The sequence below is a fragment of the Roseateles sp. GW835-FHT13E02 genome (assembly GCF_058794035.1).
Genome location: NZ_JBXAGJ010000007.1, coordinates 99,912 through 115,753, shown reverse-complemented (window position 1 = coordinate 115,753; position 15,842 = coordinate 99,912). Strand labels below are relative to the sequence as shown.

The 15,842-nt window shown below is 68.5% G+C and carries 10 protein-coding genes and 1 pseudogene; 4 read left to right on the top strand and 7 right to left on the bottom strand.

Going from position 1 to position 15,842, the window contains the following annotated elements:
* Positions 1 to 9: 9 nt before the first annotated feature.
* The 3 genes from AC1Q6P_RS08880 to ubiM are packed head-to-tail and all read left to right on the top strand — an operon-like array spanning position 10 to position 2,313.
* Positions 10 to 480: a RidA family protein gene (locus AC1Q6P_RS08880; RefSeq protein ID WP_102770094.1), complete on the top strand. Its 471-nt coding sequence runs from the start codon at positions 10 to 12 to the stop codon at positions 478 to 480.
* A complete protein-coding gene (locus tag AC1Q6P_RS08875; RefSeq protein ID WP_165794731.1) occupies positions 480 to 980 on the top strand; it encodes a disulfide bond formation protein B in 501 nt (166 codons plus the stop codon). Before AC1Q6P_RS08880 ends, AC1Q6P_RS08875 begins: the two co-directional genes overlap by 1 nt.
* Positions 981 to 1,026: 46 nt before the next feature.
* Positions 1,027 to 2,313, top strand: a complete 1,287-nt coding sequence (gene ubiM / locus AC1Q6P_RS08870; protein ID WP_492663607.1) for a 5-demethoxyubiquinol-8 5-hydroxylase UbiM — start codon at positions 1,027 to 1,029, stop codon at positions 2,311 to 2,313.
* A 5-nt stretch (positions 2,314 to 2,318) separates the two neighbouring features.
* On the opposite strand, the gene AC1Q6P_RS08865 is transcribed toward ubiM, so the two are convergent.
* From AC1Q6P_RS08865 to AC1Q6P_RS08835, 7 genes and pseudogenes are all read right to left on the bottom strand, one after another.
* On the bottom strand, positions 2,319 to 2,777 hold the full coding sequence (locus AC1Q6P_RS08865) for a hypothetical protein (RefSeq protein WP_492663608.1): 459 nt from the start codon (positions 2,775 to 2,777) through the stop codon (positions 2,319 to 2,321).
* 119 nt (positions 2,778 to 2,896) lie between these two features.
* A complete protein-coding gene (locus tag AC1Q6P_RS08860; RefSeq protein ID WP_492663609.1) occupies positions 2,897 to 4,738 on the bottom strand; it encodes a gamma-glutamyltransferase family protein in 1,842 nt (613 codons plus the stop codon).
* Between the two features lie 79 nt (positions 4,739 to 4,817).
* On the bottom strand, positions 4,818 to 6,209 hold the full coding sequence (locus tag AC1Q6P_RS08855; protein WP_492663610.1) for a DUF1501 domain-containing protein: 1,392 nt from the start codon (positions 6,207 to 6,209) through the stop codon (positions 4,818 to 4,820).
* Positions 6,210 to 6,226: 17 nt separating this feature from the next.
* Positions 6,227 to 7,963 carry a DUF1800 domain-containing protein gene (locus AC1Q6P_RS08850; protein ID WP_492663611.1) on the bottom strand — a complete coding sequence of 579 codons (1,737 nt, stop codon included), beginning with the start codon at positions 7,961 to 7,963 and terminating at the stop codon, positions 6,227 to 6,229.
* A 1,741-nt stretch (positions 7,964 to 9,704) separates the two neighbouring features.
* A pseudogene (locus AC1Q6P_RS08845) lies at positions 9,705 to 12,650 on the bottom strand (YCF48-related protein); the annotation flags it as partial.
* A 444-nt stretch (positions 12,651 to 13,094) separates the two neighbouring features.
* The gene (locus tag AC1Q6P_RS08840; RefSeq protein WP_492663612.1) at positions 13,095 to 13,733 is read right to left on the bottom strand and encodes a CoA transferase subunit B; all 639 of its coding nucleotides are present in this window, start codon (positions 13,731 to 13,733) and stop codon (positions 13,095 to 13,097) included.
* A 2-nt stretch (positions 13,734 to 13,735) separates the two neighbouring features.
* Positions 13,736 to 14,440 carry a CoA transferase subunit A gene (locus AC1Q6P_RS08835; protein WP_102770085.1) on the bottom strand — a complete coding sequence of 235 codons (705 nt, stop codon included), beginning with the start codon at positions 14,438 to 14,440 and terminating at the stop codon, positions 13,736 to 13,738.
* Between the two features lie 117 nt (positions 14,441 to 14,557).
* Between AC1Q6P_RS08835 and AC1Q6P_RS08830 the strand changes: the two genes are divergently transcribed.
* Positions 14,558 to 15,835: a hypothetical protein gene (locus tag AC1Q6P_RS08830; protein WP_492663613.1), complete on the top strand. Its 1,278-nt coding sequence runs from the start codon at positions 14,558 to 14,560 to the stop codon at positions 15,833 to 15,835.
* Positions 15,836 to 15,842: the final 7 nt, after the last annotated feature.

Sequence of the window (15,842 nt, the reverse complement as noted above, 5' to 3'; positions counted from 1 at the left end):
AGCCCGCAAATGAGCAACACCAATATCTACACCACGCTAGAAACCCTGGGCATCACCCTGCCGCCCGTGGCCGTGCCCGTGGCCGCTTACGTGCCCTTTGTGCGCACCGGCAACCTCGTCTTCCTGTCCGGCCACATCGCCAAGAAGGACGGCAAGGTCTGGGTCGGTCAGCTCGGCCGTGACACCGACACCGCCACCGGCCAGGCTGCCGCGCGCGCCATCGCCATCGATCTGATGGGCACCCTGCACGCCGCCGTGGGCGATCTGAACAAGATCAAGCGCATCGTCAAGCTGATGAGCCTGGTCAACAGCGCACCGGACTTCACCGAGCAGCACCTGGTCACCAACGGCGCCTCCGAGCTGCTGGCTCAGGTCTTTGGCGACAAGGGCGCCCATGCCCGCAGCGCCTTCGGCGTGGCGCAGAACCCCATGGGTGCATGCGTGGAGATCGATCTGGTGGTGGAAGTGGAAGCCGACTGATGTTCCTCAAGGTCTCGAAGTTCCCCGAGCAGGCCTTGGCCGGCATCGGGCTGGGCAGCCTGGCCGCCGTGGCCTTCGCCCTGGTCGCCCAGCATGGCTTCGGGGTCAAGCCCTGCCCCTGGTGCGTGATGCAGCGTGGCATCTTTTTGCTGATCGCCGCCGTGGCCCTGCTGGGCTGGCTGTTCAAGCGCCAGCGCCCGCTGCGCACGGCCAGCCTGACGGCACTGCTGATCCTGGCGGCGGCTGGTCTGGCTGCGGCCTACTACCAGCACGAAGTGGCCGCGTTGATGGACACCTGCAAGCTGACCTTTGCCGAAACGGTGCTGGAGGCGCTGGATCTGGAAATGCGCTGGCCTTTCGTCTTCATGGTCACCGCCACCTGCAAGGAGGCTGCGGCCTACCGCCTGCTGGGCCTGCCCTACGAGATCTGGAGCGGTCTGTCCTTCCTGCTGGTCGGCGGCCTTAGCCTGCTGGCCCTGAGCAAGAAGACGCAACGCTGATCCCGATCAAGGCCGCGGCGCTCGCCCGGCCTTAGGCTGGGCGACCATGTCGATCCAGCCCTCTTCCACCTCCTCTTCCACCCCCTCCTCCTCGCTGCCAGACGAAACGCAGCGCGTGCTAATCGTTGGCGGCGGCCCCGCCGGCCTGAGCATGGCCTGCGCCCTGGCCGATGCCGGCATCCGCAGCTGCGTGCTAGAAGCCGCGCCCCTGAGCGCCCTGCAAGATCCGGCCGAGGACGGCCGAGAGATCGCCCTCACCCACCCGGGCCGGGCGGTGCTGGAGCGCCTGGGCCAATGGGCCCTGCTGCCACCGGAAGAAATCGCACCGCTGCGCCGCGCCCATGTCTTCGATGGCACCGCGCCCGAGCACCTGGGCTTCGGCACCGCCGACGGCCAGGGCGAGCTGGGCTATCTGGTCGCCAACCACTGGCTGCGCCGGATTGCCTATCGGGCCGTCGAGCGGCGCGCCGAGCACATCGAACTGCGCAGCGACTGCCGCGTCAGCGGCCTGAGTTTGAACGCCACACCGGAGCTGGCCGAAGTGCAGCTGAGCACCGGCGAGCGCCTGCGGGCGCCCCTGGTGATCGCCGCCGACAGCCGCTTTTCCGCCCTGCGCCGCATGGCCGGCATCGGCGCACAGATGCGCGACTTCGGCCGCAGCGTCATCGTCTGCCGCCTGGCCCACAGCGCGCCCAACGAGGGCATCGCGCTGGAATGCTTTCACTACGGCCACACCCTGGCCCTGCTGCCACTCAAGGGCAGCTGCAGCTCCCTGGTGCTGACCGTCAGCGCCGACCGCGCGGCCGAAATGCAGGCCTGGGAGGCGGAGCGCTTCCGCGCCTGGGTGCAGACCCAGCTGCAAGGCCGGCTCGGCGAGATCCGCCTGGCCAGCCCTCGCCACCTCTACCCCCTGGTGGCCTGCTACGCCCACCGTTTCGCCACCCGGCGCCTGGCCCTGGTCGGCGATGCCGCCGTGGGCATGCACCCGGTCACCGCGCATGGCTACAACTTCGGGCTCTACGGGGTGCAGACGCTGGCTGATCTGCTGGGAGGTGCCCAGCAGCGCGGCCAGGACCTCGGTGATGCCGAGCTGCTGCAGCGTTATGCCGACCAGCACCGCCGCCGCACCTGGGCCATCTACCAGGGCACCAATGCGGTGGTGAATCTGTTCACCGACGAGCGTGCGCCGGCCCGGCTCTTGCGCAAAGGCGTGCTGACCCTCGCCCGCCATCTGCCGCCGCTGCAGGCGGCCATCAGCGCCCAGCTGACCGGCCGCCGGCCATCACTGGGGATCACGCGCCTGCCGCGGGCGAGCCGCAGGCCTGTGGGCTGATCGATTCAGCGATCGTAGGGGCGGCCATGGTGGTGGCCATGATGATGGCCTTGGCCATGGCCGCGCCCGTGACCCGGGCGCCACGCCTGTTCACCGCCGCGCCGCGGGCCATAGATCTCCCGGTACCAGCCTTCCTGCACAAAGTACACCGGCCGGCCGCAGGCGCCGTAGTCGCCGCAATGGCGCGCCCAATGGCGGGCATGGCCCGGGGGTACATAGAGATACCAGGGCTCCACGCGCTCGCGCGCGCGGTGGTGGTGATGCGGGCGGCCCTGCACCCAGACCGGCTCGTTGTAGATCAGGCGTGGCGCCGGGGCGGCCGAGCCGAGATCGATGCGGCCGTAGAAGCCGGGTTGGCCGACCGCCACCGACACGCCGATGTCCGAGGCCTGAGCGGCCGATCCCAAACCAGCCAGGCCCAGGGCCAGGCCAGCCACAAAGGCTGAGGTGCGCGAGGTCCGCATGATGCAAGCTCCGAGAAGAAGGTGGCGATGAGCTGCCCAACGCCCGAGCTCGACCGGGCGATGACGAGATCGCGCCTCAGGCTGTAAGCAAATGCGAAGCCCGCGCACTCCGGGCCGGCTCAGTCGCCGCGCACCGCGCCGTCGCGCCGCGGGTCGGCCCCACCCAGCCAGCCCGTGGGGCTGCGCTGGATGGCCTGGATGCCGCTGGTCAGCTCGGTTTCCACCAGGCGGTGGCCGCGCGCCTGCAGGTCCTCGCGCGTGGCCGCCGGGAAGCGCCCTTGCTCCAGGAACACCGGGCCGCCGAAGTTGGCGAAATTGGGCTGGTCCAGCGCCTGCTGCACATCGAGCTGCCAGTCGGCCGTAGCCAGCAAGGTCTTGGCCACGAAATGGATGATGGCCGGTCCGCCGGGCGAGCCCAGGCTCATGCTCAGACGGCGGCCGCTGGCGTCGAACACCAGGGTCGGTGCCATGCTGGAGCGCGGGCGCTTGCCCGGCTGCAGGCGGTTGGCCACCGGCCGGCCCTGCTCGTCGCGTGGCGCCAGGGCAAAGTCGGTCAGCTGGTTGTTGAGCATGAAGCCGCCGGGCAGGCCGGTGCCGCCGTCGCTCATGATCCGGGCGCCAAAGCCAGCCTCGATCGAGGTGGTCATGGCCACCGCCCGGCCGGCCGCATCGATGATGCTGATGTGGCTGGTGCCATGCTCGGGCTGATCGGGCATGGGTGCCCAGCCGACGCGCAGCGCTGCGGCGGGCTGACCGGCGGCGGCGCTGGCCATGCTGCGTGGGCCGATCAGCGCTGCGCGCGCCTGCAGGTACTCGGGCGCCAGCAGGCTGCGCCAGTCGCCGCCGGGCGCGGCTACGAAATCGGGGTCGGCGATGAATTGCGCGCGGTCGGCAAAGGCCAGCTTGCTGGCCTCGGCATAACGGTGCAGCCAGGCGGCACTGGGCACACCCTCGCTGAAGGCCTGGGCCGGGGTCTGCGCCGGCATCATGCCCAGCATCTGCATCACGGTCAGATGGCCGGAAGACGGCGGCGGGAAGCCGCAGACCTGCTGGCCGCGCCAGGGCGTGCACAGCACCTCGCGCTGGCGCGGCTGGTAGCCGGCCAGATCGGCCTCGCTGAGCAGGCCGGGGTTGCTGGCATGCCCGCGCACGCGGCGCACGATGTCCTGAGCAACAGTGCCTTTCAAGAAGGCATCGGCGCCACCGGCCGCCACCTGGCGCAACACGGCGGCCAGGGCCGGGTTGCGCAGCCGGCTGCCCTCAGGCAGCGCCTGGCCTTGGGCATCGAAAAAGTAGGCGCCGGCCTGCGGGTCCTGGCGCAAGGCCGTGTTGTTGAGCAGCTGCTTGTGGCTGCGCCCGCTCAAGGCATAGCCCTGCTCGCACAGGCGGATGGCCGGCTCGAACAATCGCGCCCAGGGCAGCTTGCCATGCTGGGCATGGGCTTGCTCCAGCATGCGCAAGAGGCCTGGCGTGCCCACCGAGCGGCCGCCGACCACGGCCTGCAGATAGGGCATGGGCTTGCCGTCGGGCTTGAGGAAGAGGTTTTCGTCGGCGGCGGCCGGCGCGGTTTCGCGGCCATCAAACGCCTGCACCTTGGCGCCGTCCCAGTGCAGCAAAAAGGCCCCGCCGCCGATGCCGCTGGACTGCGGCTCGACCAAGGTCAAGACCATCTGCACGGCGATCGCCGCATCGAGCGCGCTGCCACCGGCCAGCAGGATCTCGCGCCCGGCGTCCGAAGCCAAAGGATGAGCGGCGGCCACGGCGAAATGGGCGCTGGCCTGGGCCTGCTTGGCCGTCCAGCCGCTGGCGGACTCGGGCTGGATCAGATCGGGCGATGTGGGCTTGCTGGACGGTGCCAGGGCGCCGGGCGTGGTGCAGGCGGCCAGCGCCAGCAGGGAGAGCAAGGCCAGCGCGCGTGGGTGCAGCGCCGGCCGCAAGAAGCGAACGAAACGTGGGGGCATGGGGCGAACGATCGGACAAGGATCGAAAAGATGGGGACGGGGGGGACCCGTCGATCCTAGTCCAGCCGCTGCCTGGGCCTCAGAGGAAGAATCCCAGGTCGGCTTGCGAGTAGTTCTTGATCTGCGGCATCACCCGGCCCAGGTCGCTGGCCGGCACACCCATCCAGCTGGCCAGGGTGGCGCCGAGCTGATCGACCGAGCTGGTGGGCAGCAAGCGGCCCTGGCCGACATCGTCCGGCCCGTTGACCGCCACCACCGGCGCCTGGCCCCAGAAGCGCCCGCCCTTGACCGCGCCGCCCAGCACGAAGTGATGGCTGCCCCAGCCATGGTCGGAGCCATCGCCATTGCTGCTCAAGGTGCGGCCGAAATCGCTGGCAGTGAAAGCGGTGACCTGGTTGGCCACGCCCAGCTCCACCGTGGCGTCGTAGAAACTGCCCAGCGCCTCAGACACCTTGCGAAGCAGGCCGGGGTGCTGGTCGGGCAGGAAATCATGCAGATCAAAGCCGCCGATGGAGACGAAAAACACCTGGCGCTTGGCGCCCATGCTGCTGCGCGCGGCGATCATCTTGGCCACCATCTGCAGCTGGGTGGCCAGGCTGTTGGTGGTGTCGAAGACCGTGTTCAGGGCCGGTAAGGTGTTCAGGGCCGAGGCGACGATGGCCTGGGCATTGACCGAGCGGCTGACCACGCGGTTGAGCTCCTGTTCCATCCAGTGGCTGCGTTCGGCCGTGATCAGGCTGCGCAGTGCATCGGCGCAGGCCTGCGAGCCGTAGAGCGGCCGCGTGACGCCGTTGATGGCGACCGCACCGCTGGTCGACATCTGGTACTGCACCGCCTGCTGTCCGGCCATGAAGACCGCATTGCCCGAGACATTGATGCAAGTGAAAGTGGCGTTGCCGTTGGCGCTGAGGAACTGGTCACCCAGGCGACCGCCCCAGCCGGAAATGGCCCCCTCGGGGTTGCTGGCCTGCCAGACGCTTTGCTGATCGTTGTGCGAGAACAGCTTGGGCGGCAGGGGCACGCTCTGCGCCTTGTACTGCGCCAGGGTGGTGGGTTGGACCAAAGGGCCGACATTGAGCAGCACGCCGAGCTTGCCCGCGTCAAATATCGTTTTCAGCCGCGTCATCTGCGGCGACAGCGCCATCTGCCGCGCATCGGGCAGGGCCACACGCGGTGTCAGCGCCGTGGCGGCCAGTTGATCGCGCGGGATGGCCAGGGTCTGGCGTATGGTCTGGTAGGCCGTGTGGCTGGGCGCGTCGTAGGGAATGACGGTGTTGCCGTAGTCATTGCCGCCGTAAAGGAAGACGCAAACCAGGGCTTTGTAATCGCTGGGCGCCGTCTGCGCCGCGGCTTCGCCCAGGGCAGCCAGATTGAGGGCCCAGGGAGCTGCGGCACCGGCCAGGCCAAGCGCGGAGGCACGGCGCAGGAACTCGCGGCGTTGCAGGGTGGGCAGACGGTGAACCGATGTCATGGCGGATCTCTCTCGTTTCACTTCTGGATCAGGTATTCAGGGCTGGCCATGACCAGGAGGACGGCGGCCTGCACACGGTTCAGCTTGCCGGCATCGCTGCTGGCATTGATCGTGGCCACCGCGGTAGCGATGGTGTTGACCGTGGTGGGGCTCAAACCACCGCCAGCCAGCAGCAAAGCAAGCCGCTGCACCAGGGCCAGCGCATCGGCCGCCAGCGCCAGCTCGGCCGTGTAGCTGGGCTTGACCTCGCCCGTGCCATTGGCGATCACGTTCTGCATGTAGTTGAGGTAGCCGGCCACCGTGCTCTCGTTGCAGAGCTGGAACTCGGGCGCTGTGATCTGGGCCGTGCCCAGCTGCGAATTGGGCGGCACATAGCCAGGCCGGAAAAAGTTGAAGACCGAGGGGCTGCGCAGCGGGCTCTGACCCAGGCGGCTGGCCGGGTTGCTCAGATCGCCGATATTCCAGAGTTCGGTCGGTGAGCTCACACCAAAGCTGCGGCCCCATTGAATGAAGCGCTGGATGGGCTCACGCAGGCGGCCGCTGGAGGGCGAACTGCCGGGCGTGCGCGCTTCGCTGTCCAGCAGCACCGCACGGATCACCGCCTTGAGGTCGCCGCGCTGGCCCTGCCCATTGTTGTTGAACACGGCCGCCACGCGCTGCACATAGGCCGGGCTGGGGTTGGACGCGACCAGGCGCTGGATCAGCTGGCGGCTGAAGAAGGGGCCGACATTGGCATGGTTGGCGAGGGTGTCGAGCACGATCTTGAGCGCCTCCGGCCCGGTGGCCGAGGCCGGCACATCGGCCGACAGCACCTTCTTGGGCCCGACCGAGAAGCGCGCCGCCAGGTGCACCATGGGCTTCTTCATGAAGGCAGGATCGGTGGCGCTGGCGCCATCGAACTCCCAGCCGGTCAACACCCGTGCCAGCTCGCTGATCTGTGCCTGGGTGTAGGTGTCCTTGGGCTTGCCCGCAGCATCGAGCACCGGTGTGCCATCGAGATTGAGCTCCACCAGGCCGATGGTGAAGAGCTGCATCAGTTCGCGCGCATAGTTCTCGTCCGGCACCCGGCCGGTCTTGGCGTCCTCCTTGCGATTGCCGCGCATATTGAGGTAGACGCCCATGGCGTTCGACAGGCTGACGCCCTCGATCAGCTCGCGGAAGGTGCCGAAGGCGCGCTGCTCCAGCATGTCCACGTAAGCCGCGACCGCAAAGCCGGCCCAAGCCACTGGCAGGCCGGCCATGGAGACCACAAAAATCTCCGACAACGCCAGCACCACCTTCTGCCGCAACAGATCGGGCGAGCTCAGCAGCTTGCGCCAGAGCGTGTTGTCCACGCCGTTGAAGTTGTTCTTGTTGGCCTCGACCGCATAGCCCTTGGCCACCATCCAGTCGAAATGCCCCTGGCTGCCTGTGGCCGCGAACTGCTCGTTGAGCCAGGCGCTGTAGCCGTGGGCCTGGACCTTGGCCATCTCGGCCGTGCTAGCGGCGAAACTGGCCTGGGCCAGAAACCGCGCCGCTTCCGCCTCGGTGGGCGGCGCCGGCGGCGGAGCCGGGGTGGGCGCAGGGGCCGGGGCCGCGCCGCTGTCACCGCCGCCGCCTCCACCACAGGCGCTCAAGGCCGCCAGCGAGGCCAGAGACAGGGCCTTCTGCGGCTGCGAGGCCGTGGCCGGAGCCTGAAGCCCGCCGGCCTCACGCGGCGGGCTCGGAGCCGGTGCAAGTAGCGGGCGCTGATCGGTGCAGTCTTCGGCAATCATGGCAGCAAGAGGCAAGCGGCGCGCCGTCCCGGGCAGGCCCGGCGCAGGAGGACGATCGCTCACTCTAGCGGCTGCGTGCCCCGGGCTTGTGAAGACCTGCTTCGGGCTTGCAAGCAATTGTTGCCGACCGTCGATGCGCGGCTGCGCCCTGCGGGCTTCAAGCCGGGGGGGTCGTGGACTCGTCCGCCGGTGCTGCAGGCGCCTGCATCTCGGTCAGAAGCGCCAGGAAGCGCCGCACCCGGTCCTGCGCCTGGCGAGCCTGCGTCTCAGCGCCGCCAGCCAGATGCCGGCCCAGGCGCTCGAGTTCGGCGGTGCAGCCGGGCGCGCCCCGGCGGCAAGCCGGGTCAAGCAACCACTGCACGGCATCGATCTGCGGCGCCAACTCGGCCCGGGCCAGATGCAGGGCGGCCAGGGCCACCACCTCCTGCTCCTGCCACTCGGGCGGCTCGGGCAGCAGCGCTTCCATCCGCTGCCGCAAACCTGGCCACCAGGCCAGCCCGGAGGGCAGGCGCGCATAGCTGCGGGCATTGACGCGCAAGGCCAGATAGCGGCTCAGGTTCATGAAGCGCTTGATCTCACGCGGCGCCCGCAGCGACTCCAGCTTTTGCAGCAGGGGCCGGCAATCTGCCAGCGCATCTTCATAAGCCTCGCTGGCGCGAATCTGCTGGCGTTGCCGGCTCAATAGGATCCCGGCCAGCATCAAGGCGGTGAACACCATCATGGGCAGGTAGATGGCCCAGACCTCGGTGGGCAGCTGGGGCGAGGCTGGCGTGGGCCGAGCCTCGGCCAGACGGGCCATCTGCGCCTCGGAAGCCCGGGGCGCCGCCGGTCTGTCGCCCGGGCGCTCGGCGGCATCTGGATCCAGGCGGCACACAGGGCCCTGCTCCGCCGCCCGGAAAGCCTGCAGGCCCTCGGCCAAGCCGGCCAGGCTGTCATCCAGGGCTTGCACGCTGCGCTCCATGTCCTGATAAGCCTCGTCGCGGCGCTGCTGGCTGAGCTTGTCCAGCCAGGCTTGAGCCTCCTGCGAGCGCTGCCAGGCCTGCTCCTGCTGCAGCACCTGGCGAGCCTGCTGGGCACGAAGGTAAGCCTCGTCCGGCGGCGGGGCGGGAGGGACGCTGGGCGCGCGCCGAAGCGCACCGGAGTCCAGAGCTGTCGAGGCCGCCGGCCTGGGAGCCGGCGCTGCCACCGACGACGGCGCCGGCATGCGCTGAAGCGAGAGCCAATGGGCATAGCGGCGCGCCTCGGCCACGGCCGCCTGGCGCTGCAGCAGGGTCTGATCCCAGGCTTGCATCTTCGCCGTCGCATCATCGCGGCGGGCCTGTTCCCGCTGGGCGTTCCACTGCTGGCCCTCCGATGCCAGCCACAGCAGGGCCAGCAAGACGAAGGCGAAGCGAAACACGCTCCAGAAACGCCGGTTGAACTGGGCCAGGCTTTGCTCCAATGCCAGCGCCCGGGCCACGGCGGCGCGCTGCGGCAGCGTGGGACCACCCTCGGCCAGCAGCTGCGCCAGGCCCTCCTCGCTGGGCGAAGGCACGGGCACATAGATCTGCACCAGCTTTTCCAGATACTTGCGGGCATAGCTCAGCTGCACCTGCTGGCTGCTGGGCGCAGCCTTGGGCGGCGGCGCCTCTGATGCAGCCGCAAGATCATCCGAGGCCTTGCCGCTGGCATGGGTCCGCGCACCCTCTTGCGCCTGGCGCGCGAGATCGAAATCATGCTTGCGCTGTGCCAGGTCCTTGTAGGTTTCACCCAGCTGGGCCTCCACCACCTCCATGGCCATGCCCAGAACGATGAAGCAGGGGCCGGCATCGCTGAGGTAGTTCACCGCCTCCAGCATCTCGGCCGCCTTGGCCGGCTCGCAGCGGTCCAGGTCGTCGATGAACACGGTCAAGGTGCCCGGCCGCAGGGCCTGGGCCACGTCGAGAAAATGGTCGCGAAAGCGCTGGCGAAAGCCGGTCTGTTCCTCCGCCGCGGCAATCGAAAAGCGGGGCCCCAGGCTGCTCAGCAGCGCCCCTGGCCGCGCCGGAAAGGCGCGCGCGAAATGACTGAACAGAAAGAAGACCGAGAGCAGCCCCCACAGCGTCAGCAGCAGGGGCACGATCTTGGCCGGCTGGCTACCCAGGGCGCCCACGGTCTCGCGCAGGAACTTGCTCCACTCGCCGGCCATCAAGGCCTCGCTGGCCGGGTTGCCGGTCACCAGGGCCGCCAGCGCCAGCAGGCCGTCGGCGAGCGAGGCGAAAGCCGGGCTGCCCTGAGAAAGCGCCACCCCCGAGAAGCCATACATCAGCGTGCCCACCAACAGGTACAAGGGCACGAAAAGCGTCATGAAGAACCAGATCAGCAAGGGGCCCAGGCCCAAAAAGGGCTGGCGGGCAAAGCGCAGCCACACCAGCTTGCTGCGGAACGCCCAGCCGCTCACCGTCAACCAGCCCGGCACCGCCTGCGCACTCAAGGCATTGAGCAAGGCCGCCAGCAGCACCGGCTCCTTCTGGTGGTGCCAGACATTGAACCAGACCGTGTGCAGGCCGCCGCGCTGCAGCTTGTCCTCCAGCATGCGCATCATCGAGCTCTTGCCCCGGCCCCAGGGGGCGGCCAGCGCCACGGTCAGAGGCGCTTGCGTGGCCTGGTGGCGCAGAAAGTAGCTCAGCGCATCCACCACGGGGCGGAAGTTGAGCTTGTCCTGGTCGCCCCGGCTGATTGGCGTGTCGGCTTCGGCACGGGCATTGAGCAGGCCGCGCAAGCTCTGTGGTGTGCCCCGAAAGCGCCAGGCCATCACCCCCACCAGGGACAGCAAAAGCAGCGACAGGCCCGCCAACAAGGCCCAGAAGCCGGGCACCGGCCACTGCGCATGACCGCTGCTGGCCAGGGCCCAGCTCTGGCCGCCATCACGGCTGCTGAGGATGAGCCCGCCCTGGCCGGCTGCCAGACCCGTCAAGCCATCTTCAAGAAAGCTGACGCTGGCCAGCGCTAAGCGCTCGACACCGGCCGGCAAGGTCTTGGCGGCCTGCCAGCTGCTGCCGCCGTCGCGGGTGTAGAGCAAGCTGCCCTTTTCTCCCGCCACCCAGCCGCGTTGCCCATCGGAAAGAAAGCTCACACCCAAGAGAAACCCGCGGGCAGACGCCAACTGCTGAAACTGCCAAGTCTGCCCGCCGTCCTGGCTGCGCAGGAATCGACCGCCCTCGCCCACAGCCCATAGCCGCTGGCCATCTGACGAACCGGTCACAGCCAACAACCTAACCTTGAAGGGCGTCGCGCCAGCACGTTTCCAGCGCTCGCCGCCATCCTCACTGAGCCATACGCCGTGATCGCCCACCACGCACAGACGCCGCCCGTCCGCCGAAGCGTGAATGCCGAACAGCGCCACCTCCTTCTGAGCCTCAGCGTCCAGGCTGCGGTCCAGCCAGGTCAGGCCGCCATCGACCGTGGCCCGGATCAGCCCCTTCTGACCCACCGCCCAGCCCCTGAGTCCGTCAGGCAGGAAGTACACGTCCACGAGATCCCTATCGACTTGGCCACGGGCCTGAGGCAGCCAGGTCTTCCCACCATCGCGGGTCGCCAAAATGGCGTCGCGGTTGCCGACCACCCAGCCACGCAGCCCATCGATCAAAAATGCACCTCGGTGCAAATCATCGCGCGCGCCCGTGGCCTGCACCTGCCAGACTCGCCCCCCGTCCACCGTGCGCTGGATCACACCCGGCGGACCGGCCACAAAAGCCTGCCGCCCATCTGGCATCAAAGCGACCTGGTGCCAGGTCGGGCGCAGGCTGGATTGCTGCAATCGCCAGTGCTGCCCACCATCGACGGTACGCAGCACCGTCCCTTGCTCGCCGACGGCCCAGCCTCGCAGGCCATCGGGTGCAAAGCTCACTGAGTGCAAATCGGCGCTGCTGGCACTGGCCTGCAGCGCCCAAGTGCGTCCGCCATCGCGGCTGAGGGCGATGCGCCCACGCCGGCCCACCGCCCAGACACTCAGGCCATCCTCATGCGCGTGGACCGATGAGATCTCCAGATCCGGAAGCTGGGCGGGTGAGGCCCAGCTCGCGCCGCCATCCTCGGTGAACTGCAGCAAGCCTGAACGGCTCAAGGCCCAAGCCCTGGTGCCCAGGGCGGAAAGCTGGACGCGGCTCGGAATGCCCAAGGGGTCCCGCGTCTGAAAGTGCTGCCGCTCGCTCAAACTGCGCGAGCGCCAGGGCTCACTCAGGCTCGCGCGGTCCCAGGCCTGCCCGTTGCCGTCCATGGCCCACAGGCGCTGGCCTCCGGCTTGCAAGGCCAGCCCCAGGATGCGTGCCGGCAGCTCCGCCGCCTGAGAAGCCCAGGTTTGGCCACCATCCGCCGAAGTATGGACCTCACCTTGCTCACTCAAGGCCCAGACTTTCAAACCATCGGCCGTGCTCAGCAGCTGCATCCAGCGCTTACCCGCTTCACGCCGCTGCAGCTTCCAGTTCTTGCCGCCATCGAGCGTGGCCAGGATCTCGCCGCCCTCCGCCGCCGCCCAACCGCGCAAGCCGTCGGCCGCGAACACCAGGGCGTTCAGGATGGGCGAGTTCAGCTCGGCAGGCAGATCCACCAGATCCCAGGAGTGGCCACCGTCCTCGGTGCGCAGCAGGGCGCCACGGCTGCCGACGGCCCAGCCGCGCTGCCCGTCCGCATGGGTGTGGACGGCGCGCAGCTCGGCCAGCAAGTCCATGCCATGACGGCGCTCAGCGCGGTTGCGCTCGATCGGACAGGCCCACCACTCGCGGCTCCAGGCTGCCGGGCCGGGCTCCAGCGGGTTGCCACAGGGCTCGAAGCGCGCCTGAAAAAAATAGGCCGCCGGAATCAGCAGCAGGGCCAGCATGCTCAGAAAGAACAGGGCGGCCCGCCAGCGCAGACGCGCTTCGGCGGCACCATCGGCGCCAGTCTCCTGAGACTCGCGGCTCGCACTAGCGGATACCATACAGCTGCGGCGCTGCTCACGCCGATTGTCGTGGAAGGCCTCACTCTAGCCAGCACCCTGCCGCTTGAAATTCTGGTTAATGCGGGGGCCGATCCCAGCCCCCCATGAAACACAGGCCAACAAAAAGCCCCGCAACCATGCACGATGGCGGCGGGGCTAGACGCCCGAGCGGGCGCCGTGAATCTCAGCCTCGGCTCAGAGCAGGGGCACGCCGGTCTTGCTCTGCACCTCTTCGCGCGTCACGCCTTCGGCCAGCTCGACGAGCTCGAGACCCTCGGGCGTCACGTCGATGACGGCCAGGTCGGTGATGATGCGGTTGACCACGCCCAGGCCGGTCAGCGGCAGGGTGCACTGGGGCAGGATCTTGAGGTCGGTCGTGCCGTCCTTCTTGCGCGCCACATGCTCCATCAGCACGATCACGCGCTTGACGCCGGCCACCAGGTCCATGGCGCCGCCCATGCCCTTGACCATCTTGCCCGGGATCATCCAGTTGGCCAGATCTCCCTTCTCGCTGACCTGCATGGCGCCGAGGATGGACAGATTGATCTTGCCGCCGCGGATCATGGCGAAGCTCTCATGGCTGCCAAAGATGCTGGAGCCGGGGATGGTGGTGACGGTTTGCTTGCCGGCGTTGATCAGGTCGGCGTCGACCTCATCCTCGGTCGGGAAGGGGCCGATGCCCAGCATGCCGTTCTCGCTCTGCAGCCAGACTTCGATGTCCTTGGGCACGAAATTGGCCACCAGGGTGGGAATGCCGATGCCGAGGTTGACGTAGAAGCCGTCTTGCAGCTCCTGGGCCGCGCGGGCGGCCATTTGGTCTTGGGTCCAGGCCATGATCAGGCTTCCTTCACAGTCAGGGTGCGTTTCTCAATGCGCTTTTCGGGCGTGGCATTGACCACGATGCGCTGGACGTAGATGCCGGGCAGGTGCACCGCATCAGGATCGATCTCGCCGACCTCGACCAGTTGCTCCACCTCGACCACGGTCACCTTGCCGGCCATGGCCACGGCCGGATTGAAGTTGCGCGCCGTGCGGCGGAAGACCAGATTGCCGCTCTTGTCGGCCTTCCAGGCCTTGACCAGGGCCACATCGGGCAGCAGGGCGTGTTCCAACACATAGGTCTGGCCGTCGAACTCGCGCAACTCCTTGCCTTCGGCCACGATGGTGCCGACGCCGGTGCGGGTGTAGAAGGCCGGAATGCCGGCGCCACCGGCGCGCAGCTTCTCGGCCAGCGTGCCTTGCGGGGTGAACTCCAGCTGCAGCTCGCCGGCCAGGTACTGGCGCTCGAACTCCTTGTTCTCGCCCACATAGCTGGAGATCATCTTCTTGATCTGGCGCGTTTCCAGCAGCTGGCCGAGGCCGAAGCCGTCGACGCCGGCGTTGTTGGAAATGACCGTCAAGTCCTTGACGGCGCTGTCGCGCAGCGCGGCAATCAAAGCCTCGGGGATGCCGCAGAGGCCAAAGCCGCCCACGGCCAGCAGCTGGCCGTCTCGGACCAGGCCGGACAGCGCCTCAGCCGCGCTCGCAAAAACCTTGTTCATCGATGCTTCTCCATCAATCCACCGGAAGATTCGCAGCTTACTACTTACTCCATTACGTAGAATCGCCTAACACTCGACGGTCGGAATGCGCACATGCGCTCACTCCAGGAGAACCGCATGAAGGGATGGCAAAAGCCTCGACCCGCCTGGGTCGCGCGGCTGATGGGGCTCGGGTGCCTGCTCGGCGGCCTGTCCAGCCCTGCGCTCGCTGAGGGCGCTCCCGGCGCGCAGGGCCTGCAGCTGGAAGGCTTCGGCACCCTGTCGGCCTACCGCAATGACGATGCCGTGGTGGCGGCCCGGCCCGGCGAGCGGGTGCGGCTGGCCTCGCAAGCGGGGCAATGGCGCGCCGATGGCGACACCGTGCTGGGCCTGCAACTGCGATGGTCCAGCAGCGACACGGTGGAATGGGTCTGGCAGGTGCAAGCCCGGGACGAACTGTCCCGCGGCTACCGACCGAACACCGAATGGGCCTATCTGGGCTGGCAATTCGCGCCGGATTGGTCCTTGCGCATCGGGCGCCAGCCGCTGCCGATTTTTCTGAGCTCGGAGAGCAGCCGCGTGGGCTTTGCCCACACCCCCGTTCGCCCCATGTCGGCCGTCTACGGCCTGAACAGCAGCGAACCGGTTGACGGCATCAACGCCAGCTGGAGCGGCGCAGCCTTGGGTGGCACCCTGAGCTGGGACCTGGGCGCCGGGCGCAACCGCCTGACCGTGCCGCGCGGACGGGTGGACACCCAGGCCCTGCTGGCCAGCGCCCTGCGCTGGCAGCGTGAGGGCCTGGCCTTGCGCCTGGGCGGGGCCGCATTTCGCTTTGACTTGATCTCGCCCGGCCTGGAGGCGCAGTTGCAGGCGCTGAGCAACTCGCCGCAGCTGTGCCTCAATTGCAGCGAGGTCCTGCCACAGCGCGCGCGCACCCGGGGCGTCCAAGGCCATGTGATCAACCTCGCCCTGGTCTGGGAGCATGCGGACTGGACGCTGACCGCCGAGGCCATGCAGCGCGGCGGCAACTCGGTCTTCAACGCCAAGGTCCAGGCCTGGTACGCCCTGCTGGCGCGCCGTTTCGGGCGCTGGACGCCTTATGCCGCGGTCGGCCGTTCCGCCCACACCGAAGCGCCGCTGGGCTTGCAAGCAGCACCCGGCAGCCCCGAAGCGAGCGCGCAAAGCCTGGCCGACCTGGACCGCAGCCTGCAGCGCCCCTGGGACCGCCGCATCGAACTGCTGGGCCTGCGCTGGGATTGCTTTGAGAAGCTGGCCCTCAAGCTGCAGCTCGAACGCTGGACCGCCACGCGCGACCGCAGCACGCCGCGCGATGGCGAGATCCGCCTGCTGCCCAACAGCGCCCCCTGGGATGGGCGCTTGAACCTGCTGACGGTCAGCGCAGATTTTGTGTTCTGAACAGGCT